Below are 22,622 nucleotides of genomic sequence, written 5' to 3'. Positions count from 1 at the left end.
GGACCGGCTCGGTGGTTAGTCTCGTCTGGTGACCGACACCAAGAAGCTCGAGGCCGGCGACCCGGCGCCCGCGTTCACTTTGCCCGATGCAGACGGTAACGACGTCTCCCTCGCGGACTACGCGGGCAAGAAAGTCATCGTCTACTTCTACCCCGCTGCCAGTACGCCGGGCTGCACCAAGCAGGCCTGCGACTTCCGTGACAGCCTCACCGAACTCAACGGCGAAGGCCTCGAAGTCATCGGCATCTCCCCGGACAAGCCCGCGAAGCTCGCCAAGTTCCGAGACAAGGAAGGCCTGAACTTCCCGCTACTGTCCGACGAGGAGAAGACGACGCTGAAGGCGTGGGGCGCCTTCGGTGAGAAGAAGAACTACGGCAAGGTCTACGAAGGCGTCATCCGCTCGACGTTCCTGGTCGACGAGGACGGCAAGATCGAGGTTGCTCAGTACAACGTTCGAGCCACCGGCCACGTCGCCAAGCTCCGCCGCGACCTATCGGTCTGACGCACCCAACTTCTGCAAGAACAGAGCCTCGGCCCCCGCGAGATTTTCGATCTCCCGGGGGTCGACGCTTTCGTTCGGCGCGTGGATTCTCGCCAGCGGCTCCTCCACTCCCATCAGAATGATCTCGGCCTTCGGAAACGTTTCTGCCAGAACGTTGCACAGCGGAATGGATCCGCCCTGTCCCGCTGCAGCCACCGGCTGACCGAACGCCTCGGCCAATGCATCGCCCAGCGCTGCATATCCCGGACCGTCGGTCCTCGCCTCGAACGGCGATCCCACTGCCTCGGGTTCGACGGTGATCCGCGCGTTCCAGGGCACGTGAGCTTTCAGATGAGCGGTCAGTGCATCCTGCGCCTGCTGCGCATCGATTCCGGGCGGCACACGCAGATTCAGGCGGGCTGACGCCGTCGGCGAGATTGCCGCCGCCGACCCGACAACCGGCGAGCAATCGATTCCCAACACCGTGAGCGCCGGCCGAGCCCACACCGCGTCGGCGACCGACGACGAGCCCGCCAGCTCCACACCGTCGAGCACCCCGGCGTCAGCGCGGAACCGATCTGCTTCGTAGGCGATGCCGTCCCACTCCTGGTCCGTCGTCAACCCATCGACGACGGTGTTGCCGTGCGCGTCACGCAACGTGGACAAAAGTTGAACGAGGGCGGCCAAGGCGTCGGGCGCCGGTCCCCCGTACATCCCGGAATGGACTTCGCCCTCGAGCGTGTCGATACGCACGACGACGTTCGCGATCCCGCGGAGTGTCGTCGTCACCGTCGGTTGTCCGACGGCGGCGTTGCCGGTGTCCGCCACGACGATGATGTCCGACGCGAACAGCTCGGGCCGTTCGAGGACCAGATGCTCCAGTCCCCCGGTCCCCATTTCCTCGGAACCCTCGGAGACGACGGTGATCCCGACGCCCAGTTCGTCGCCCAACGCTCGTAGCGCAAGCAGATGCATCACGACGTTGCCCTTGCAGTCCGCCGCACCGCGGCCGTACCAGCGGCCGTCACGCTCGGTCAGCTCGAAAGGCGCACTGGACCACAGCTTGTCGTCACCGGGGGGCTGAACGTCATAGTGCGAGTACAGCAGAACGGTCGGCGCACCTTCGGGAGCAGCGCGGTGCCCGACGACCGCGAGCGAGCCGTCGACGGTCTCGATCAGCTCCGCGGTCTCGAGCCCGGCGTCGACGAACGCGTCGCGCACCCACTCCGCCGCTCCGACGCATTCTTCGCGAGGAAACTGGCGCTCGTCGGCGACCGACCGAAACTTGACCAACTCCGCGAGTTCGCGCCACGCGCGCGGCATGTCCGCAGCGATCCGTGCTCGTACATCCGACATCAGGACTCCTGACAGCTCGACCGATCTCTCCGGTCATTCTGTCACCGCGGCCCGACACGTCAGTTGCCGGTGATCTCCTGCTGCAGCCACTCTGCGGTGTGCGCCCAGTGGCGATCCCATGCTTCCTGCTCGAGCTGCTCCTGAGACTTGCCGGGCTCGGGAACGATAGTCGGAACAGCGAACTCCGGCGGCGCGACCGTCGTCTTCGGAACCACGGCCGCTGCGGGCGGAATCGCTGCCGCGGGAATCGGAGTGAGCGCCTCGGCGGGCACTGCTGCGCCCGTCGTCGGATCGATCGTCCACTGCTGAGTCGTCGGATCCACCACGATCGGTTGTTGCGTGACCGGATCGATGACAACCGGCGGCGGAGCGGGCACCGCAGGCGGCGCAGGCGGCGTCACCTCGACGGACTGCGTTGCGCCGACCAAGCTGGTGTCGAGGCCGTCGACCTCGGGAACCGTCGCAGGACTCGCCTCATTGGCGACAGGCGCGTTCGCGGGCAGCGTCGACGCCAGCGCTACGCCACCGGACAGCACTCCGGCCAGAAGAGCGGCTGTCAGCACGAACTTCTTTCGCGGAATGGACCCCGTCGACGACGACGCGGGTTCGATCCGCCGCACCGCGACGTTCGGAGCAACAGCCGACAGCAGCGGAGCCGGGGCAACGGTGGATCGAACGGCGACGCGCTCGGCCTGAACGGCGATATCGGCGGGTGCCTCGGCGGTGGCCTCGGCGACGGGCTCAGAGGTCTCCGACGCCTCGGAGTCGGGTGCGAGCGAGGCTTCGGGCTCCACGACCACCGGGAGCACCGCGTCGGCGTCGCCCGCGACAGCAAGGCTCGCGCCACACGCGGCGATCTGATCCGAGTCGCCGACGTGCACCACCGGGACTCCGAGGCCCAGGCTCAGGATGTCGACGAGATCCTTGTTCTCGGACCGATCACCGAACAGCGCGACGGCGTCGGGCTTACGGCCCGCCTCGTCGAGCACCTCCCATGCCAGCGGGACGGTGCTGCCGATGCGCTCGGGCGTCAGAGAATCGAGGGTTGCAGTCTTCGGCGTGGACAGGCTGGCGTCGGAGGCATCGGCCAGCGAGATCGACACACCCTTCGCACCGAGGTAGTAGAGGAGCACGCACTGGGCGGCGTCGAACTCCGACGACCGTGCAAGCCAACCGAGAAATGCGGTCGACGCCGACACGAGCTGGATTCCGTCGAGGTCGTTCTCATCGATCGCACGGGCGAACGCGTCACGTTCGTCGGCGGATCCGTAGACCAACCCCACGGCATCGACGTCGATCTGCCGTCGTGCGGCGACAGCCTTCATCGCCTCCACTGCGGTGGGCAGCGAGGTCGATGCACCGCCCTTCAGCGAGGTCACCTGGCTCGCTACAACCGCGTCCGCTTCGATATCGAAGAGGACAGCATTCATCGCACCTGACTCGACTGAAAGACCAATGGTCGCCACGTATGTTCTCCTGTGCCTTTGGGTGAGGCTCCCGACATGAGCGCCCCCGATACGCGATCGGCGACGCACACCCTGCACGAAAACGTAACTATTGGTGTGAACCATACCCAACGATTGTTTTCTTGACCAGAAAACAACCTATTACCTGTCACAAGCCGATTACAAGGGGGCATGTTGCGGTTGACAACCTGATCGCCGTCCAACGGTGTCCTTCGATACCTGTTACCGCGCGTTGTGGAGTTCAGGCACGTCAGGCCGCTAGCCTGGGTGGGTGGAGTCCTCTGCTAGCGCCCAAACCGCGAGACGTCTCGACGCTGCGCTCGAATCGAACGCACAGACGCAGGAGCTGATGCCACGTCGTCGCCCCACGCAGGAACGCAGTCAACGCAAGTTCGACGCCCTGCTGGCCGCATCCAGGGATCTCCTCAGCGACGTCGGATTCGAGTCCTTCACCTGCGAGGAAGTAGCGGCCCGGGCCGAACTGCCCATCGGCACGCTCTACCAGTTCTTCGCCAACAAGTACGTCATCGTCTGCGAGCTGAACCGGCAGGACCTCGTCGGCGTACAGCAGGAGCTCGCGGAGTTCAACGGCGAAGTTCCCTCCCTCGACTGGCTCCGATTCCTCAACAAGTTCGTCGACCACATGGCCGGCATGTGGATGTCCGACCCATCGCGACGTGAAGTCTGGCTGGCCATGCAATCGACACCGTCGACCCGCGCCACCGGCGTCATCCACGAACGCGAATTCGCCGACCAGGTCGCCAAGATGCTCGGACCACTGACCCCGCGCACTCCCCGTGCCAAACGCAACCTCATGGCCCAGGTTCTGGTGCACGTCGTCTACTCGATGCTCAACTTCTCCGTCCAGGACGGCCAGAGCCACGAGGACGCCGTCGCCGAACTCAAACAAATCATGACGGCCTACCTCCTCGTCGCCGAGAAACAATCCCGGCGCTCCGGCGCAGCCGCCGTCGACTGACACCCTGTTTTCGGGACCGAACGTGACGTTCGGTCACTTGGAGTGACCGAACGGTTCATTCGGTCACCACGAAGGAGGCCCAGACGCCGAAACGCCGGCCCATCGGAGATGGACCGGCGTCGGGCTGAGCTACTGACTCATTCCTCCAGAATTGCCACGGCAGCGGCGATGTCGCCGTCGTGGGTCAGGGAGAGGTGGATCTTCACTGTCGGCAGGAATTCGAGCGCCATGCCGTGCAGTTTGATCGAAGGACGACCCCAGGCGTCGTTGACGACTTCGATCAAGGGGTACGGGTTGTCTCCGATCTGCGGGGGCCGAGCGAAGCGCGAGGTTGCCCAGGCCTTCAGTACGGCTTCCTTGGCGGCCCACCGTGCTGCGTAGTGGCGGGCCGGGTCGGAACTCTTCGTCGCCGCGTGCCGACGCTCACCCGCGGTGAAGCTGTCGCGGATCATCGTCGTGCCTGCCTTCTCCATCTGCTCGGCGAAGTCGGACACGGTCACCAGGTCGAAACCTACTCCCAGGATTGCCATGTCTACTTGCACCCCGGCAGACCCGAGCGGTAGACGTCGTCGTCGCCGAGACGTGCGTCGTCGCAGAGCAGGACGTCGGCTTCGAGCTCGCGGGACTGGGCCGACGGTGTTCCGTCGTGCCCGAGCCTGCGGTCGTCGGGACGCTCGTACAGGGCTTCACCTCCGACCATCGCGGAGATCAGCCTGCGCTGACCGGCGATACGACGCTCGTTGGATCGAGCGACGTACTCGTCGCGGCGCTCAGCCGGAACGGCCTCGATGAACGCCTGCGGGTGAACCACTGCGATCAGCCCGGACACGTGTCCGAAGCCGAGCGAGGTCAGCAGTCCGGCCTTCAGCGGCACCGAGTCACCGAAGCGAAGCGGTTCACGTGCCCAGACGAGGTGTTCGAACTTCGTCATCTTGTCGTCGACGCAGTCGAGGCTGCGGTTCGGCGGGATGACACCGTTCGCCAGGACCTGGCACAGACCGATCAGCTGGAACGCTGCGGCTCCACCCTTCGAGTGTCCGGTGAGGCTCTTCTGCGAGACGACGAACAGCGGCGCTCCGTCGCTGCGGCCGATGGCCTTGGCGAGGCGGGTGTGCAGCTCCGCCTCGTTCGGGTCGTTGGCCGCCGTCGAGGTGTCGTGCTTGGAGATCACGGCGACCTCGTCGGCAGTGACGCCGAGCGCGTTCAGAGACAACGCGAACGTCGAATCCTTGCCGCCGCGACCGGCACTGAGCGCACCGAGTCCCGGAGCCGGGATGGAGGTGTGCACACCGTCGCCGAACGACTGTGCGTACGCGACCACACCGAGAACGGGCAAGCCCATCTCGAGCGCCAGGTCACCGCGAGCCAGCAGGATGGTTCCGCCGCCCTGCGACTCGACGAATCCGCCGCGCCTGCGGTCGTTGGCCCGTGAGAACCGTCGATCGCTGATTCCCTTGGCCGACATCGCTGCCGAGTCCGCGGTGGCCGACATGTCGCCGAAGCCGATGATGCCTTCGGTGCTCAGGTCGTCGAAGCCGCCGGCCACGACGAGCTGCGCCTTGCCCAGCTTGATCTTGTCGACGCCTTCCTCGACGGAGACCGCCGCGGTGGCGCAGGCTGCGACGGGGTGAACCATCGCACCGTAGCTACCGACGTACGACTGAACCACGTGCGCAGCAACGACGTTCGGCAGTGCTTCCTGCAGGATGTCGTTCGCACGAGCGTCGCCGAGCAGCGTGTCGATGTACAGCGAGCGCATCGACTCCATGCCGCCCATACCGGTGCCCTGGGTGTTGGCGACCAGCGTCGGGTGGGTCCACCGCATCAGTTCCGACGGGTTGAAGCCCGAGGAGATGAACGCGTCGACCGTGCAGACGATGTTCCACAGGGCGACTCGATCGATCGAGCTGGCCATGTCGGCCGAGATTCCCCACTTGGTGGGATCGAATCCGGTCGGAATCTGTCCACCCACGGTGCGGGTGAGCTTCATCTTCCGCGGAACGCGAATCTCGGTGCCGGCCTTGCGCGTCACCTGCCAGTCGCTCGAGTCGGCGACGGGCGTGATCAGCGTGTGCTCCGGATCGGCAGCGGCGAACGACCGTGCGTCGAGCTCGGTTCCCACGACGAACGTGAGGTCGTTGTCGAGGAAGATCGACGTCATCAGCGGTGCGGTGTTACCGACCATCGCGCCGTCGTCACCGTAGGTACGGATACCGCACTTCTCGACGACGATGTCGTGGTACTTGTCGGCGATGTCCTCCTCGGGGACGAAATCTCCGGACTCGATGTCGTACCAGCCGGGCTTGGGATCGTTCTCCCACGCGATGAGGCCGGTGTTCCACGCGAGTTCGAGAACGCCTGCCGCGGAAAGCTGCTCGTCGACCTCCATCTCGAAGCGGGTGCGGGCCGAGCCGTACGGTCCGAGCTCACCGGCGCCGACAATGACGACCAGGTCCTTCGGGTCGACGTCGAGCGCGGGCCATGCCGGAGCAGTCGTCGCGGCGAGACGCGGCGGTGCGGGCAGTGCGGCGATGACCGAGCTGTCGGCTTCCTCCGCGACCTTGTCCGACGCAGCGGCTGCCGCCTCACGAGCGAGCTCGACGAGGTTGAGCTTGGTGTTGGCCAACCCACCGGTGAGGTCCGCGAGCAGCGGAGCCTCCGCGGCCCGACGACGTGCCGACGGCTCGCTGAGCTTCAGCAGCTCGGTGGCCATCTCGTCGGTCGACCAGGTACGGACGCCTTCGGCCTCGACGGCTTCGACGATCGGGTCGTTTCCGCCCATGAGGCCGGTTCCACGAACCCACCCGATATGAGCGTGGGCGATGGACACGCGCTCGGCCCAGTTCTTCTCCGATCCCCACTTCGCCGCGATGGCGTCGAGTGCCGCCTTCGACTCGCCGTACGCGCCGTCGCCACCGAACATTCCGCGGTTCGGGGAACCGGGCAGCACGACGTGCAGGTGAGTGTCGATGTCGCTGTCGTAGCCGATCTTCGACAGTCCACCGATGAGACGTTCGACCGACCACAGGAGCACACGCATCTCCATCTCGGCGCGGCCACCGGCGTCGGTGAGTTCCCCGACGACGCGAGGTGCGGCGAACGGGAACAGCAGCGTCGGCGTGATGCCTGCCTTGACCAGGGTCTTCGCTCCACCGGCGTTGTCGACCTGATCGCTGCCGATCCACTCGATGAGCGCGTCGACGTCGGTGTACGACGCGATGTTCGCGGGCACGACCCACAGCGTCGCTCCGGCGCGAGCGTTGTCGCGGTAGAGGGCGCGGTAGAAGCCGAGGCGCTCGTCGTCCAGACGTGAGGTGGTGACGAAGACCGTCGCTCCCCCGCCGAGCAGCTTGGCTGCGACGGATGCCGCGATGGATCCCTTGCTGCCCCCGGTGATCACGGCGACCTCGTCGGACCAGACGCCCTTCTCCTCGGAGTCGAGCGCGATCGTCGCGATGCGGCCGTAGGTCTCGGCGAGAACAGCCTTCGCTTCGTTCTCCGCCTTGGCCTTCCACCACTGTGCCTGTGCAGCAACAGCTTTTCCTGCGCCGGCGAAGGACTCCACGGCAAGCTCACCTGCAGTACCGAGCCACAGACGGGCAAGGTCCTCACGGGCGGTTGCCCAACGGTCGTCGATCAGCACAGCTCGGCGGGCGTCGAATGCCGGTGCGACGAGTCGCGGCCAGTCCGAACCGAGTTCTGCGGCAACCAGATCCACCAGAGCGGCGTCCGGATTCTCCTCCGCGAGCGCGTTCGGTGCATCGGCGAGACCGAGCTGTTCGAGTACGAGGCGGGCTGCCGAGGCAAGCACACCGTCGCGTCCGGTGATGTGCTCGGTGAACTCGCCCAGTGCTGCCGCGTCGACGGTTCCGCCGCCTCCGCCGCCTGCGGCGGGCAGTGACACCGCGACACCGCGACGTGCCGCCACCGAAGCGACTGCGGCGTCGATGACCGCGTCGACGGCACCGCCGTCGGCGAGAGGTCCGTCGGCGAGTCCGCCCAGCGCACCGCCGCGAACCGAAGCGCCGTCGCGGGTGCCGAGGGCGACCTCGGCGGTGACGTGGTTGGCCCAACCGTCGCCCAGTTCCCAGGTCTTCTTGACGCGGTCCGCGATGGACGCGGGGCGTCGTCCCGAGGGACCGAAGACCTTGCGCAGGTGGTCGTTGATCGAGTCGCTCAACACGGGGCCGAACGGCTTGTAGGTACGGGCCAGCTTGTTGACCGTGCCGGAGAGCGCACCCATGTCGGCATCGGCGGCACCGTCGATGGCACCGAGCGACAGCTCCGAACCGAGGTCGACGAGCAGCTGGTTACGACGCGAGGAGACGCCGTCGCACAGTGCCTCGATGGTGTCGGCGGGGCCGATCTGATCGAGCTGCAGCTTGGTCCACAGACCGATGAGGATCTTGGTGGCATCCGCTGCACTGAAACCGATGTCGTCGGGCCGCGGGCCACCGGACGGCGCCGCAGCGGGTGCGGCGGCCGGAGCTGCGGCTGCCGCAGTCGGAGCAGCAGGCGCAGCCGTCTCGGCAGGTGCCTCCTCTTCCTCCACCGGAGCGGGGTCGGTGTCCGTGCCGTAGACGATTGCAGCTTCGCGCTCGACATTGAGGACCTCGACGGGGAATCCGAAGCGGCCCGGCAACTTCAGCGTCTGCGACGCGAGGTTGGCGACGGTCGGTGTTGCGCTGAGCCCGATCTCGACGAAACGCTCGACGCCCAGTCCGCCGTCGGCCTCGTCGGCGAACAGCAGGTCCTGCGTCTCGATCCAGCGAACGGGGCTGGCGAACTGCCACGCGAGAAGCTCGGTGAGCACCACGCGGCACAGATCGTGCGAACGCTCGGCCCAGGAATCGAAGTCCGCGAGGACGTCGTTCAACGGCTCGGACGGTACGAGGTCCGCGATCTCCTGGATGAACGAGCGTTCGAGGCTGAACGGCCTCGGCACCAGGTTCGGCACGTAGCGGCCGATCAGGATCTCCGGGTCGAGATCCTCGGGCAGCAACGCCTGCAGGCGGTTACGGAAGTCGTCGACTCCCCCGCGCAGCACCGTCGAGTGGAACGGCACGTCGATGCCGGGAACCATGATGTAGGCGGCCTTGCCACCGAATTCCTCACGTCGCACGGCGATCTTCTTCTCCAGCGCGTTCAATCCGTCGACCGTGCCGGCGATCGCGTACTGCGAACCGCGCAGGTTGAGGTTGACGATCTGGAGGAATTCGCCTGTCTCCTCGGCCACACCGGCCACGAACGCCTGAACGTCGTCGTCGGCCAGACCGATCTGCGACGGACGGATGGCGGCCATGCGGTAGTTGCTTCGTCCCGCCGCATCGCGAGGAACGAGTGCATGCATGGCGGAGCCGCGCTGGAAGACGACCTCGAGGACGGCTTCGAGCGGGAGAACGCCGGCGACGGCGGCGAGAGCGTTGTACTCACCGACCGAGTGCCCGGCGAGGATCGAGTTCTCCACGAACACACCGGCTTCACGAAGTTCGGCAACCTGTGCGACACCGAGGACCGCCATGGCGACCTGGGTGAACTGCGTCAGGTGCAGGACACCGTCGGGGTGCTTGTGCGTGACGCCGCGGGCCTTGAGAGACGTCGGGTTGTCCCGCACCACAGCGAGAATCGAGAATCCGAGTGCCTGACGGGTGTGCTTGTCGGCACGCTCCCAGACCTCACGTGCGGCCTTGGACCGAGCGCGAGCGTCGAGACCCATGCCCTGACGCTGGATGCCCTGGCCGGGGAACGCGTAGACCGTCTTCGGTGCTGCCGTACGAGCGGTCGCGACCATGACGAGCTCGCCGTCGACGCGGCAGCCGACCTCGGTGAGCTCGGCGCCCTGATCGAATCCGGTGCGGTCGACCCGCACGTCGATTTCGGCGCCGGGGCGCACCATTCCGAGGAACCGTGCAGTCCATGCGGTCAAGCGACGCGGCGGGGTCTTGGTGTCTGCGTAGTCGATCGCGGTGACAGCTTGCTGGGCGGCAGCGGAGAGCCACATGCCGTGCACGATCGGGCTGCCGAGGCCGGCGAGAAGTGCCGCCGGATCGGAGGTGTGAATCGGATTGTGATCGCCCGAAACCTGAGCGAACGCAGCCATGTTGCGTGGTGCGACGATCGTGGCCTGACGACGACGGCGACGCGGAGTGTCCTTGGCGTCGGCCGAGACCGAACCGCCGGCACGAGCCGGGTCGGACAGCTCGCCCTTGCCGGTGCGTCCGCGAATCGCGAAGCGCTCCACCAGAGTCGCGACGGCCGGTGCTTCGGTACCTTCGCCGAGCGCAGCGCCGATCTCGACGGTGACCTCGACGACTCGGCCGAGGTCGGTGTCGAGCACCTCTCCGGCTTCGGCCTTGACGACGAGGATCGACGGGTCGGTGGGGAGCGTTCCGACGAGATTGACCGAGTGGTCGAGGTGGACCAGGTCGAGCATTCCCTCGATCACGTCGATTCCAGACGCGGTGCGCGTGGCACCGAGAACGGCGAATACGGCAGGCCAGCATGCGCCGACGAGCACGTCGGGCACAGCCTTTCCGCTGACGGTCAGCGACTCGGGCAGACCGGAACCGGTGACGCCTGCGTGATCGGCGACCATGTCCGGAATCCAGGCGAGGCTGATGCGAGCGGCACCGCCCTTGACCTTCGGGAGTTCCTGGCCTGCCGCCACTCCGAGGAGCGCGGACATGGCCTTCTGCGCATCGTCGGCGGTGACGACGGGTGCGCCTCCGTCGATCGTCGATGCGGGAACCGTCAGGCGGATCCGAACCTCTTTACCGGGCGCGAGAGGAACCGTCAGCTCGACGTGCTCCGAGTCCTGCACTGTGAGAGTCGATCCGGTCTGTGGATGGGTTGCGACAGACTCGGAGTCGACGACCCATTCTGTGACGTCACCGAGACGTGCGACGGGGTTCTGCGTGGTCCGCGACGCCCAGTTGACGTCCGGCGCTGCGAGAACGATTCCGAGGAGGCCTGGGGCGACGTCGGAGTTACGACGGCTCGACACTGATTCGGCAGCGATGCCGTCGGCGAGGAGCTCGTCGGCGGTCGCCTTCTCGAAGCGATCGAGAAGTTCTCCGACAGGCTCGTCGACGCGGGTGATGCCGGCAACGGCGACCGTGCCGGGAATGATGCAGACCTGGTCGGCGGAGTACCGAGCATCGTGTGCCTGCCACAGAGAGTCGCTGCGCCACCAGCGTCGAACGTCACCGTCGACGACGGGAACGAAGTTGACCGGCTTGCCGGGCATCCGGCACAGCGCGGTGAAGAACGTGATGTCGGCGGGATGCAGTACCACCTCGGACGCGTCGGGGAACTGCGCGACGAGCGAGCGAAGCGCGGCCCGCGGGCGTTCGAGGGTGTCGACGTCGGCGAACAGCGTCGGGATGGGGCCGCGATCGACCGGGTGCAGACGAGCTTCGGCGCGCTGCAACATCTCGAGGAAGCGAGTACGCCAGGTGACGTCGAGCCACACGGATTCACGTGCCTCGGAGACTGCGTCGGTGAACTCACCGCCGCAATCGAACTCCTTGTGGACGTCCGCGCCGACGGCCAAGTCCAGGTAACGGGTCAGCCACTGCAGGTACGTCATCTCCGCGACGTCACCGAAGTACGGCTTCGCGGTGCCGTCGAGGGCGGCGATGATCTCGTCGCGACGCTTCGCAACGGCGTCGGAGTCTCCGGCTACGTCGTCGAGCAGACGGCCGCAGCGCGAGGCCGCGTTGTCGATCTCGTGAATATCGGCACCGAGCTGGCTTCGGCCCGAGGCCATTCCGCCGCCCGCGGTGCCTGCACCGACCCAGTCGGGAGTGCCGGGGGTCTCGGCGAGAAGCCGCTTGACGTCGGCCGACGTCGTGGCTTCGAGTGTCGCCATCGCTGCGGTTCCGACCAGGATGCCGTCGAGCGGCATCTTCGGGTAACCCGCTGCGAGCGACCAACGTCCGGTGAGGTATTCGGCCGCCTTCTCAGGCGTACCGATGCCGCCGCCGACGCAGATGACGAGGTTCGGCCGTGCGCGGAGCTCGGCGTAGGTGGAGAGAAGAAGATCGTCGAGGTCTTCCCACGAGTGGTGGCCACCTGCACGGCCGCCCTCGATGTGGGCGATGACGGGGAACGTCGGGACTTCGCTGGCGATGCGGATGACCGCGCGGATCTGCGCGACAGTTCCCGGCTTGAACGCGACGTAACTGAAGCCGGCCTCGACCAGGTCCTCGATGATCGTGACGGCTTCGTCGAGCTCGGGAATACCTGCGGTGACGACGACACCGTCGAACGCGGCGCCTGCTGCACGCGCACGCGGGACGAGACGCTTGCCGCCCACGTGGAGCTTCCACAGGTACGGATCGAGGAACATCGAGTTGAACTGCACGGCGCGGCCCGGTTCGAGCAGACCACCGAGCCTGTCGACGTGATCGGCGAAGATCTGTTCGGTGACCTGACCGCCGCCGGCGAGCTCGGCCCAGTGGCCTGCGTTGGCGGCAGCGGCGACGATCGCGGGGTCGACCGTCGTCGGCGTCATGCCGGCGAGCAGCATCGGCGAGCGCCCGGTGAGCTTGGTGAACGAGGTCTCGACGACGACGCGGCCGTTCGGCAACGTGACCGGCTTCGGTGCGAACTCGGACCACGACGGCTGCACCTCGGGTGCTGCGCCCGGGGTCAGCAGGTTGCGATGCCCACCGCGAGTGGAGGCGGCGATGATCCCGACGCCCTGGCCGCGCAGAGCGGGCACTGTCATCCGGGTGAGGATGTCGCTCGGTCCGAGGTCGAGGATCCAGTCGGCACCGGCGGCGATGACGCTGTCGATTTCCGCGACCCAGTCGACGGGATCGACGAGGATCCGCTGGGCCAGACTGCGTGCGACGTCGACGTCCAGGCCGGCGCGAGCCGCCCACGACGCGACGAGATCGACTGCATCGGCCAATGCGGGGTGATGGAATCCGACCTCGACCGACAGGATCTCGAAGACCGGCGAGAACACTGCGCCGCCGCGCTTCTTCGCGTCGCGCTCACGCTCTTCCTGCGCGGCGATCTGCTCGGCACGCTCCTGAACGCGCGCGAGCTGTGCGGGAGGACCTGCCAGGACGACGCGTCGGCGGCCGTTGCGGATGGCCAGCACTGCGGAACGCTCGGGAGCACCGTCGACGGCGAGTTCGTCGACGATCGCCTGGAGACGCTCGGGTTCGACGTTGGACACGGACACCATGGGTGCACGGTCGGCAGCGCCGAGGATGCCGCGACGACGGCCGACGAGCCCTGCTGCGGCGCCGATGAGCTGCGCGACGGCCAGAAGGCGTGCATCCTCTCGGCCTGCGGACTTGACCGACTCCGCGGCGATGAGGCCCTGTGAGTGACCGACGACGGCCACCGGTGCGGCGTCCTCCGGGTCCAGTCCCTGCAGCTTCAGCGCGCGGAGTGCCGCGACCTGCGTGAGAAAGACACCGGGCAGAGACACTGCAGCGGACGTGAGAGCGGCCTCGGAGGGACCGAAGGAGCCTGCGCTCGAGGGGTCGTCGGCGAGGTCCTGCTCGAGCATCCAGCCGATCGGGTCGAACCCTACGGAACGCACGACGAGCAAGTCGTCGGCGACCGGCGCCAGGATGGCCGCTGCTTCGTTGACCAAGTCGGTCAGCTCGGGCTCGAGCGCCGAGTCGCGAGCGAGTTCCTCGAGGGAACTGAGCCATGGCGATCCCTGGCCGCCGAACGCCAGAGCGTAGGGCTCACCGGCCGCAAAACGGTCTGCGAGGGTACGAGAACCGCCACCGCTCTGGGGAGATCTGCCCTTGCCCTGTCCGTGTGATGGTGTGCTCTCGTTGATCGTCAAGTGCTCTGATTCCTCTCGTGAGCAACTCCGGGGGGCCAGGGCTGCTTCGTTCGTTGGCATTCGTCGTCGGTGCCGTAGGAGCGGAATCGAGGAGCGCATCCGTCGTTGGCTTTCGACGTGGCTCTATCCGCGTGAGAACAAGGTTGACACAAAATCATGAGGAAATCCTCACGTTTCGTATGACGTCCTACTGCTACCCGCCAGTAAGCAGCTGAACTGCGGTTTTCATACCGATCGCCCAACTCGCGAGTAACAAACATCAGTGCAGGCAGCGCGCCGATATGCACCGAGAAAACATGAGGAAATCCTCATATCAATCGTTATCATTCCGTTATGTGAGCCTGGGCACACCCCTCGCTGCATCCGAAATTGTCGGAGCCGCCATGTACCTTCCCCGCCACGCAACCAACAGGGGGGTTCATGTATTCACCAGTTACACATATCCATTCACGCGGCACCGCCGACAGCCCTGTCGCGCGGGAAGCACTCGGCGAACACCGAGAAGAAGTCACTGCCCTCGTCGCCGCCATCGGCACGACGATGCACCGGGATGCGTCGCCGTTCTGGTTCCCGGGCTGGGAGGGTGAAATCGAGGCCGCTTTGCTCGACGCCGTGTTCGCAGCCCGGGCGAGTTACGGCGGAGAGGGCAGCGGAGTCCGTCGCGTCATCGCTCGGTGGCGTACGCACCGAGGCGACGGCCCGCTCGACGATCTCTCGTTCCTCGCGTCGTTCGTCGACAGAGTCGACGAACTGGACGAGCTGCTCGGCAACCGGCAGCGCGTGGCCGGAAACTCGACCACCAAGGCGGAGGCTGCCGCGAAGGCCGCCGCAACTCTGATCGGGGTCGGAGTCACCGGTTCGAAGGACCTCGTGGGCGCGGACGACGACGGCCACCGGCACCTGGCCCAGGCCGACGCTTTCACGTCCGTCACCGGCATCGGTTTCAAGACCTGGCGGAGCCTGGTGTACCTCGTCGGCGTTCGAGACTCCGAGGACTCGCTGCTCGTGCAGTTCGTGTCGAATGCCATCGGCGAACAGGTCGACGAGTGCGGAATGCTCGAGTTGACGACATGCGCCGCCGAAGAACTCGGTACGGATTCACAGACACTCCGACACGCCCTCTGGCGTGAACTCCGTCGCGCTTCGTCGTCGAAAAAGACTGCTGTCTAACCATTTTCGATCAGCACGGCCACACCGTCGAGAATTCTCTCGACACCGAAACGGTACTCGTGGACGGGATCGCTCGCAGCCGCGTAATGCGTCGCTGCGGCGGTCCCGACCCGCGACGACACCGCGTATCGGGATGGATCCATCACCGATTCCAGAACCGGAGCAGTCGCAGACCACCACTGTTCGTCCGTCATCCCGGAGTCCTCGCGCACACGGTCGACCTGAGCGAGCGCCCGTGCGCTACCCGCAACATGATCGAGCACCAACGTCAGCACCGAGTCCATCTGCACGTCCGTGAGACCGATACCGTCGAGCACCCGAAGCTCGGCCTCGTACTTGTCACTGACGTTGGGGCCCAATACTGCCCGGCCACCCTGAGCATCGAGCATCCACCGATGCCGCCGAATCAGCTCCCAGTTCCGCTCGGCAACGAACCGCAGCCCGGAGCGCCAATCCCCTGATGACGCAGCCTCGTCGAGAGTCGAGTACAGGCCCTTCTGTGCCTGGTCGATCATCAGCTCCACCAGGTCTTCTCGACCGGGGACGTGGGTGTACAGCGACATCGTCCCGACACCGAGCCGATCCGCGATCCTCCGCATCGACACCGCGTCGAGGCTCTCGGAATCGGCGATCGAGACCGCTGCGTCGACGATCGAGTCGATCGTCAGGCCTGTCCTGCTCTTCTTTTCGCCCACCCGCCACAGCAGGCCGAGTGTGCGTGCGGGATCGAACCCCGACTCGTTCTTTCCGGCCACCCGTCGAACAGTACGCTGTACGCTCTGGTTTCCCGGCCCTCGATCGCATGAGTGCGCCATCGGAGCGCCCAGACGGCATGAATGGCGCGGTCATGCGCTTGCGGGTACCCCAACCACCGCGTTGTAGACTTGCCGAGCACTCGCGCGAGTGGCGGAATTGGCAGACGCGCTGGATTTAGGTTCCAGTGTCTCAGGACGTGGGGGTTCAAGTCCCCCCTCGCGCACCAACATCTCCCGGTCGATCAGCAGATCCCTAACTACCTCCAGTAGTAGAGCCTCGGGTAACGTCGTGGTGTGGCAAAATCTCGCTCTCACCATCGACCGGCGCTCATAGCGCTGGTCCTCGTGTCAGCGGTCGCGTGCCTGGCCCTCGGATGGTGGCAGTGGGAACGCTTCGAATCCGTCGGTGGCGACGGCCAGAACCTCGGCTATGCGTTCCAGTGGCCCTTGTTCGCGGCGTTCGTGATCTACGCCTACCGCAAGTTCGTCCAGCTCGAAGGCGATGCAGAGGCCGCCGAGGACGAGGACCGCGTGGGCCCCACCGAGGACGTCGTTCGCGAGATCCCCGCGGACCTACTCCCCCAGCGCCCCACCTACACCGAGGATGACATCGACGACGTCGAGGCTCGGCAACTTCTCGAATACAACACCTATCTCGCCGAGCTGGACCGCTCCCGCGAGTGAAGACAGGAGCACGACGACTGTGAGCCAGGCAGCACCGAAGCCCGTTACCGCCGACAAGAAGAAGATCGCGTCGGCTCTGCTGCGCTACCGCGTACTGGCGTACGTCACCGGCATCTGGTTGCTGGTACTCACCGGAGAAATGGTCGCCAAGTACATCTTCAAGGTCGAGAACGTGCCCAGCTGGATCGCAGTCGTGCACGGCTGGGTGTATCTGATCTACCTGATCCTCACGGTCGATCTGGCCATCAAGGTTCGCTGGCCGGCAGGCCGGACCATCGGCACTCTGCTCGCCGGCACCATCCCGTTCCTGTCCTTCTACGTCGAGCACATCAGGACGAAGCAGGTCAAGACGACTTTCGCCATCTGATTTTCAGCACGTCACTCTTCGCGGATCGGTACCGGCAAGCGCGCCCAGAACCACCTGCTGCGCCACCGGGTCGTACGAGATTCCCGTGTGCTCGACGACGTTGGCCGGACACAGGTCCTGCAGTACCACGTTGCGGGCGCCTTCGCCCTGCAGCAATGACGCCGCATAAGGAACGACCTGGTCGTATCGAGTCACGACGACGGTGTACTCCACTCCCGGCACGGTGTCGCTCGGGGTGTTGATCCGCGCGAGGGCGTCGTCGACCGGTGGGCCGAATGCCGGAATGCCCACCTGACCGGAACCACCGGAGATGTCGTCGTTCCGCGGAGTCGATTCCCGATTGGGCGGGGACAGCGCGACGATCTTCGACGTGCGCTCTGCCCCGCCGAGGAAACGCACGTAGTACCGCGGAACCGTTCCGCCTTTGGAGTGTCCGACGATCGCGACTTTCTGCGTACCGGTGGCGGCCAGGACCTCGTCCACGAACGCGGAGAGTTCCACGGCACTGTCCTGGATCGAGTCGAACCCGCCGACGGGAATGCCCTCTCGCGCACCGTAGTTCAACGCGAACACACAGTATCCGTCCGCGACGAGACGTGGCGCAAGGGACGCCCAGTTGGCGAACGAGTTCTCCAGGAAGCCGTGGACCAGCACCACCGGTTCCGGATGCGACGACGACGGGACGCACGAGAAATCGTTGACCGCGGGCAGCGACGCCTCCGGATGAACCACCGAGAACTGCAACGCCTCGGAGAACGAGTCGGACGGCGCCGCAGACGCGGCGCCGCCCGACGAGGCCACGCACAGCGCAGCAACCGACATCAAGACAGTCACGACCGTGCGCTTCACGGCCATCAGTGTCCTACGAGCCGAGCTGCTGTAGTGCCGGAATCAACAAAGCCAGAGCCCGCCCGCGATGCGATGCCGCATCCTTCTCCTCCGGACTCAGTTCGGCTGCCGAGCGGCCGTCACCCTCCGGCACGAACACGGGATCGTAACCGAAACCGTTCTCCCCCAGCGGACTTCGTGCGATCACACCACGCCACTCACCCCGGACGACGGACTCGGAACCGCCAGGAACGACAAGAGCGCACGCCGACACGAAGCCCGCTCCCCTGCGTTCGTCGGGAACGTCGGCAAGCTGCGCGAGCAACAACGCGGTGTTGGCGTCGTCCTGACCGTGCACACCCGACCATCGCGCCGACAGAACGCCCGGCATCCCGTTCAACGCATCGACCTCGATACCCGAATCGTCTGCGACACAAGGCAATCCCGTTGCCGCAGCGCCGTCCCGCGCTTTGGCAAGCGCATTCTCCTCGAAGGTTGCGCCGGTCTCGGGTGCCTCCGGAAACTCCGGTACCTCGTCCAGACCGACCAACTCGACCCCCGAGACGCCTGCCGCATCGAGTACCCGACGCAGCTCGCGCAGCTTCTTCGCGTTGCGGCTGGCGACCAGCAGTGTCGACTCAGCCACCGAACTTCTTCTTCGGCGCGTCGGTGACGGCGGGCTCCGGCAGCTCACCCGGGTACGGTTCGGCGAGCGCGGCCTTCTGCACTTCGAACAACTTCTCGATGCCGTCCAACGCCGAATCCAACAACTTGTCCAGCGTCGAACGAGGGAACGTTGCACCCTCGCCCGTCCCCTGAATCTCCACCAACGTGCCCGTATCGGTCGCGACGACGTTCATGTCGACCTCGGCACGCGAATCCTCCTCGTACGGTAGATCGAGCCGAACCCGGCCGTCGACGACGCCGACGCTGACCGCTGCGATCGCACACGAAATGGGCTGCGGATCAGCCAGACGCCCCGCAGCACGCAAGTAGGTGACCGCATCCGACAACGCCACGAACGCGCCCGTGATCGCCGCGGTTCTCGTGCCACCGTCCGCCTGAAGCACATCGCAATCCAAGGCAATGGTGTTCTCGCCGATCGCGGCAAGATCGATGCACGCGCGCAACGACCGACCGACCAGCCGAGAAATCTCCTGGGTCCGACCGCCGACCTTGCCCTTCACGGACTCACGGCCACTGCGAGTGTGCGTCGCAGCCGGAAGCATCGCGTACTCCGCCGTCAACCACCCGAGCCCGGAGCCCTTGCGCCAGCGCGGAACACCTTCCTCGACACTGGCCGTACACATCACCCGCGTGTTACCGAACTCCACCAGCACCGAACCCGCAGGATTGCTCGTGAACCCCCGCGTGATCTTGATGGTACGAAGCTCGTCGTCAGCTCTTCCGTCTTCTCGTCTCGACACACAGCCAGACTAGTTGGGTCATTCCGCAGGCTCCACTCCCGGCACAACTGGGTCATTCCGCAGGCTCCACTCCCGGCATAACCGATCAGCCTGAGAAGCGCGTCAAACGGTGAATACATCTCCCGGTGAGACGGCATGCACGGGCCCGCTGAATTCGGCTTTCGCCTCGGCGATCACGTCTTCGCGAGACGTCCAGGGTGGGATGTGAGTCAACAGCAGTTCGCCGACGCCTGCCTCGCGGGCGAGTTGGCCTGCCTCGGTTCCCGAAAGGTGAACTCCGACCGGACGGTCCGGGCTGTGCGTCCAAGATGCCTCCGACAACAGCACATCCGCGCCCTGAGCGATGTCACGCACTGCCTGACACATTCCGGTGTCTCCGGTGTACGCGAAGATCTTGCCCGCGCCGGTGGTGATGCGCATTCCGTAGGACTCCGGCGGGTGGTAGACCAGCCGGGTCGTCACCGACAGTTGCCCGTGACGAATGGTGCGCCCGTCGGCCCAGCGGCGGAGGTCGAGGGTGTCGGACATGTCGTCGATCTGTCCTCCGCATTCGGCAGAGGCGACCCCCAGACGGAACGCTGTGTCCTTGGGTCCGTAGACGACAGCGCGCCCCTCGGGCGGGTTGGGGTGATAGCGCCTCCACACCAGCAAACCGGGTACGTCGAGGCAGTGGTCGGCATGCAGGTGCGACAGAAACACGCTGACGTCGCCCGGGTCTGCGTACCGCTGCAATGCGCCGAGTACGCCGGGGCCGAAGTCCAGGACGACGGGCGACGTGTCCGGTTCATCGAGGAGGTAACCCGACGCGGGGGAATCGGGTCCGGACACACTGCCCGAACATCCCAGCACGGTAATACGCATGATTGTCATGCTGCCACGTCGGCGCCCGTGGCAGAAACGCATCGGCGGTTTTCACTGACGAGACCGGAAAGGTCGTCGGTCACAGTTGTCGGAGTTCACTGACGGGAAGTGCCGACCGACCTCTGCTTGCGCGCGTTGCGGGCGTCCGCGGACAGAAGCCATGCAGCGACGACTCCGCCGACGGCCCCGAACAGGTGCCCCTGCCAGGACACACCGGGTGTGCTGGGCAGAACACCCCACAGAGCGCTGCCGTACAGAACGAACACGACGACGCCGATCGCGAGCTGACCCAGGTTCCGGGTGAAGAATCCGCGAACGAGCAGGTAGGCCAGGAAGCCGAAGACCAGGCTGGATGCCCCGATGTGATTGGAGTTGCTGCCCCCGATCAACCATGTCCCGACGCCGGCGATCACCCAGATCACGCCCGTCGCCGCCAGTCCCCTGCCGATTCCGGACAGCAGAACGAGGAAGCCGAGCACCGCGATCGGAACCGTGTTGGCGATCAGATGCGCCCAGTCGTCGTGCAGCACAGGCGCGAACAGAACTCCCCACAGACCATCGCTGGTGCGCGGGTTGATCCCGGCGGTCTCCACACGACTGCCCGACAGAACGTCGACTACTTCCACCACCCACAGCAACAGTACGAATCCACCGGTGTACATCGCCGCCGACTGCCACAACGGGCGCTTCGGGGTCGGAGCCGGTAGGTCCGGGTTCGTGCTCATCGCTGGCGCCTTTCGCGGGAGGTATGTCGCTTTTTCGAGCGTACCGCCGGTCAGGACTCGAATGCCGACGGAAAGATCTGGCGGTAGGTGGGAATGCCCGCCACCGACGTGGCGTCGAGCAGCGCACGCACGATCGCCCGCTCGACGACCTCGGCCGCGACCGAGGACACCGCGTCGAGCACCGGCAGATCCCGGTTGAACGCCGTGGGCAGCGACGATTCGGTGACGACAGATCGTGTGCCCGTGGACAGCGCGAAGATCGTGTCGCCGTCGAGAGGCGAATGGGCAGGACGAATCGCCCTCGCCAAACCGTCGTGGCCTGCGACAGCAACCCGCTTGCAGGAGCCGGCGGACAACTCGACGTCGGTCGCGACGACACCGATGGTGGTGTTCAACGCGGTCCCCTTCGGTGCAAGCGCATTCGCGTTCCACAGCTCGTGCACGTCGGGTTTGCGCATACGGAAGGCCTGCTGTCCCAGCGAGCCGACGCCCCACGGCAGCCCGGTGCGTGGGTCGAACACCGATCCGACCGGGTTGGTGACGATCAACGCGGCCACCGTGACTCCGTCGGCAGGCCCTCCCTCGATGACGGTGCTGGCGGTACCGACGCCGCCTTTGAGCACTCCGGCCCGCGCTCCGACGCCTGCACCGACCGACCCCGTCTCGAAGTCGGTTGCCGCGGCTGCGGCCGCTCGGTACCCGAAATCGGCGGTAGGCCTGCTCGACCAGTCACCGACGGGCAGATCGAAGATGACGGCGGCCGGAACGATGGGAACCACCTGGTCGGGGGTGCCCATCGAGATTCCGTGGCCGTGTTCTTCCAGCCATCGCATCACTCCGTCCGCTGCGGCGAGACCGTAGGCACTGCCACCGGTCAGGAGCACCGAATTGACTTGTTGGACGGAATGACTCGGGTCCAGGAGATCCGTCTCCCTGGTCCCTGGCCCGCCGCCGCGGACGTCGACCGCGGCGACGGCACCACCGAGGGTTCGGACGACGGTGCAGCCGGTGGCCGCACCCGTTCCGAGAGTGGCGTCGGGATCGAGTTCGTGATGGTGACCGACGAGCAGTCCCGAGACATCGGTGAGAGAGTCACGAGGACCGGGGGAACCAGGCACGCCGAGCGCTCCTACGGGGTGAGGACCTGCACCAGGGAATCCTGCATCCAGGTCAACCAGTGGTAGACGTCGAGGTGTGGAGCTCGTGGATCGCCCTCGTCGAGAACCTCCGGGGTGTCCGCGTCGATACCCAGTGTGGTTCCGAGCGCCAACCTTACGTCGTTGAGGCCCATCAACCACGCATCCGCTTGCTCCGGGGTCAGAAGAATCTTTCCACCCGACGCGGGGAGAGTGTCGAGGATGACGTTGCTCGAGCGCAGCTTCTCGTCGATGATCTCCGGCTCGTGCAGGCCGCGCAGAGCACTGTTGAGATTGGTCGAGCCGGACGGGTCGGTGTCGTCCCGATGGAAGTCCGGGAGCAGACGTGCCAGCGCCGCATCCTCCGGCGGGGTGCTGTGCCCGGTACGCAATCCGGTCAGGGCAGCGAGTTCGTCGGTCGGCGCAGCAGCCGCACGATCACCCAGCAGCCCGACGACAGATCCTACGAGCGACCGCAGAACCGTCGCCTCCCGCGGGTCCATCTCGGAGCGAATCTTGACACCGGAGAGTGTGTTCTTCCTGCTCCACGTACGCACTTGGTCAGAGGTC

The 22,622-nt window shown here is 66.0% G+C and carries 17 protein-coding genes and 1 tRNA gene; 6 read left to right on the top strand and 12 right to left on the bottom strand.

Annotation, left to right across the window (positions count from 1 at the left end; translation table 11 throughout):
• Positions 1–28 precede the first annotated feature (28 nt).
• Positions 29–502, top strand: coding sequence for a thioredoxin-dependent thiol peroxidase (gene bcp / locus ACFULT_RS16460; RefSeq protein WP_020113320.1), 474 nt, complete (start codon positions 29–31; stop codon positions 500–502).
• Here the strand turns inward: bcp and ACFULT_RS16455 are convergent.
• Both ACFULT_RS16455 and ACFULT_RS16450 read right to left on the bottom strand, forming a co-directional pair.
• Complete coding sequence (locus ACFULT_RS16455) at positions 491–1,837, bottom strand: dipeptidase (protein ID WP_378481931.1); 1,347 nt, start codon at positions 1,835–1,837, stop codon at positions 491–493. The two genes, bcp and ACFULT_RS16455, sit on opposite strands and share 12 nt — an antisense overlap.
• A gap of 59 nt (positions 1,838–1,896) precedes the next feature.
• Entirely contained in the window at positions 1,897–3,267 is a 1,371-nt protein-coding gene (locus ACFULT_RS16450; protein WP_378481930.1) for a hypothetical protein, read from the bottom strand.
• A 385-nt stretch (positions 3,268–3,652) separates the two neighbouring features.
• Between ACFULT_RS16450 and ACFULT_RS16445 the strand changes: the two genes are divergently transcribed.
• Positions 3,653–4,282 (top strand): TetR/AcrR family transcriptional regulator, encoded by a 630-nt coding sequence (locus ACFULT_RS16445; RefSeq protein WP_019664956.1) that lies wholly within the window; start codon positions 3,653–3,655, stop codon positions 4,280–4,282.
• A 137-nt stretch (positions 4,283–4,419) separates the two neighbouring features.
• Here the strand turns inward: ACFULT_RS16445 and ACFULT_RS16440 are convergent, their stop codons facing one another.
• Both ACFULT_RS16440 and ACFULT_RS16435 read right to left on the bottom strand, forming a co-directional pair.
• Positions 4,420–4,812, bottom strand: a complete 393-nt coding sequence (locus ACFULT_RS16440; protein WP_019664957.1) for a holo-ACP synthase — start codon at positions 4,810–4,812, stop codon at positions 4,420–4,422.
• A 2-nt stretch (positions 4,813–4,814) separates the two neighbouring features.
• Positions 4,815–14,099 (bottom strand): fatty acid synthase subunit beta domain-containing protein, encoded by a 9,285-nt coding sequence (locus ACFULT_RS16435; RefSeq protein WP_378481929.1) that lies wholly within the window; start codon positions 14,097–14,099, stop codon positions 4,815–4,817.
• Between the two features lie 420 nt (positions 14,100–14,519).
• Between ACFULT_RS16435 and ACFULT_RS16430 the strand changes: the two genes are divergently transcribed.
• Positions 14,520–15,269, top strand: a complete 750-nt coding sequence (locus ACFULT_RS16430) for a hypothetical protein (RefSeq protein ID WP_094721210.1) — start codon at positions 14,520–14,522, stop codon at positions 15,267–15,269.
• Here the strand turns inward: ACFULT_RS16430 and ACFULT_RS16425 are convergent.
• Positions 15,266–16,024, bottom strand: a complete 759-nt coding sequence (locus tag ACFULT_RS16425; RefSeq protein WP_378481928.1) for a TetR/AcrR family transcriptional regulator — start codon at positions 16,022–16,024, stop codon at positions 15,266–15,268. The two genes, ACFULT_RS16430 and ACFULT_RS16425, sit on opposite strands and share 4 nt — an antisense overlap.
• A 142-nt stretch (positions 16,025–16,166) precedes the next feature.
• On the opposite strand from ACFULT_RS16425, the gene ACFULT_RS16420 reads away from it, so the two are divergent.
• The 3 genes from ACFULT_RS16420 (at position 16,167) to ACFULT_RS16410 (ending at position 17,075) form a co-directional block, all read left to right on the top strand.
• Positions 16,167–16,251: transfer RNA gene (locus ACFULT_RS16420), tRNA-Leu, on the top strand.
• 67 nt (positions 16,252–16,318) lie between these two features.
• Positions 16,319–16,708, top strand: a complete 390-nt coding sequence (locus tag ACFULT_RS16415; RefSeq protein ID WP_037106877.1) for a glucitol operon activator — start codon at positions 16,319–16,321, stop codon at positions 16,706–16,708.
• Between the two features lie 19 nt (positions 16,709–16,727).
• Positions 16,728–17,075 carry a DUF3817 domain-containing protein gene (locus ACFULT_RS16410; RefSeq protein ID WP_037106874.1) on the top strand — a complete coding sequence of 116 codons (348 nt, stop codon included), beginning with the start codon at positions 16,728–16,730 and terminating at the stop codon, positions 17,073–17,075.
• A 3-nt stretch (positions 17,076–17,078) separates the two neighbouring features.
• Here the strand turns inward: ACFULT_RS16410 and ACFULT_RS16405 are convergent, their stop codons facing one another.
• From ACFULT_RS16405 to ACFULT_RS16375, 7 genes are all read right to left on the bottom strand, one after another.
• On the bottom strand, positions 17,079–17,930 hold the full coding sequence (locus tag ACFULT_RS16405; RefSeq protein ID WP_378481927.1) for an esterase/lipase family protein: 852 nt from the start codon (positions 17,928–17,930) through the stop codon (positions 17,079–17,081).
• Positions 17,931–17,937: 7 nt separating this feature from the next.
• Entirely contained in the window at positions 17,938–18,549 is a 612-nt protein-coding gene (gene rdgB / locus ACFULT_RS16400; RefSeq protein ID WP_378481926.1) for an RdgB/HAM1 family non-canonical purine NTP pyrophosphatase, read from the bottom strand.
• Positions 18,542–19,330 carry a ribonuclease PH gene (gene rph, locus ACFULT_RS16395; RefSeq protein ID WP_019664965.1) on the bottom strand — a complete coding sequence of 263 codons (789 nt, stop codon included), beginning with the start codon at positions 19,328–19,330 and terminating at the stop codon, positions 18,542–18,544. Before rph ends, rdgB begins: the two co-directional genes overlap by 8 nt.
• Before the next feature lie 102 nt (positions 19,331–19,432).
• Positions 19,433–20,191 carry a cyclic nucleotide-degrading phosphodiesterase gene (locus tag ACFULT_RS16390; RefSeq protein WP_176458402.1) on the bottom strand — a complete coding sequence of 253 codons (759 nt, stop codon included), beginning with the start codon at positions 20,189–20,191 and terminating at the stop codon, positions 19,433–19,435.
• A 95-nt stretch (positions 20,192–20,286) separates the two neighbouring features.
• Positions 20,287–20,916 (bottom strand): rhomboid family intramembrane serine protease, encoded by a 630-nt coding sequence (locus tag ACFULT_RS16385; protein WP_378481925.1) that lies wholly within the window; start codon positions 20,914–20,916, stop codon positions 20,287–20,289.
• A gap of 50 nt (positions 20,917–20,966) precedes the next feature.
• On the bottom strand, positions 20,967–22,034 hold the full coding sequence (locus ACFULT_RS16380) for a P1 family peptidase (RefSeq protein ID WP_037106859.1): 1,068 nt from the start codon (positions 22,032–22,034) through the stop codon (positions 20,967–20,969).
• 11 nt (positions 22,035–22,045) lie between these two features.
• The gene (locus tag ACFULT_RS16375) at positions 22,046–22,609 is read right to left on the bottom strand and encodes a DUF2017 domain-containing protein (RefSeq protein WP_019664969.1); all 564 of its coding nucleotides are present in this window, start codon (positions 22,607–22,609) and stop codon (positions 22,046–22,048) included.
• Positions 22,610–22,622: the final 13 nt, after the last annotated feature.

It is taken from the genome of Rhodococcus sp. NPDC057297 (assembly GCF_042667435.1).
In the GTDB taxonomy this organism is placed as follows: domain Bacteria; phylum Actinomycetota; class Actinomycetes; order Mycobacteriales; family Mycobacteriaceae; genus Rhodococcoides.
This window is presented reverse-complemented; position numbering and strand designations above follow the sequence as displayed.

What these genes read in the sequence shown, in the direction of transcription:
- ACFULT_RS16390 (WP_176458402.1), bottom strand. Translation starts at nt 20,191, where the DNA reads ATGCGTATTACCGTGCTGGGATGTTCGGGCAGTGTGTCCGGACCCGAT.
- ACFULT_RS16445 (WP_019664956.1), top strand. Translation starts at nt 3,653, where the DNA reads ATGCCACGTCGTCGCCCCACGCAGGAACGCAGTCAACGCAAGTTCGAC.
- ACFULT_RS16450 (WP_378481930.1), bottom strand. Translation starts at nt 3,267, where the DNA reads ATGAATGCTGTCCTCTTCGATATCGAAGCGGACGCGGTTGTAGCGAGC.
- ACFULT_RS16405 (WP_378481927.1), bottom strand. Translation starts at nt 17,930, where the DNA reads ATGGCCGTGAAGCGCACGGTCGTGACTGTCTTGATGTCGGTTGCTGCG.
- ACFULT_RS16385 (WP_378481925.1), bottom strand. Translation starts at nt 20,916, where the DNA reads ATGAGCACGAACCCGGACCTACCGGCTCCGACCCCGAAGCGCCCGTTG.
- ACFULT_RS16455 (WP_378481931.1), bottom strand. Translation starts at nt 1,837, where the DNA reads ATGTCGGATGTACGAGCACGGATCGCTGCGGACATGCCGCGCGCGTGG.
- ACFULT_RS16430 (WP_094721210.1), top strand. Translation starts at nt 14,520, where the DNA reads ATGTATTCACCAGTTACACATATCCATTCACGCGGCACCGCCGACAGC.
- ACFULT_RS16440 (WP_019664957.1), bottom strand. Translation starts at nt 4,812, where the DNA reads ATGGCAATCCTGGGAGTAGGTTTCGACCTGGTGACCGTGTCCGACTTC.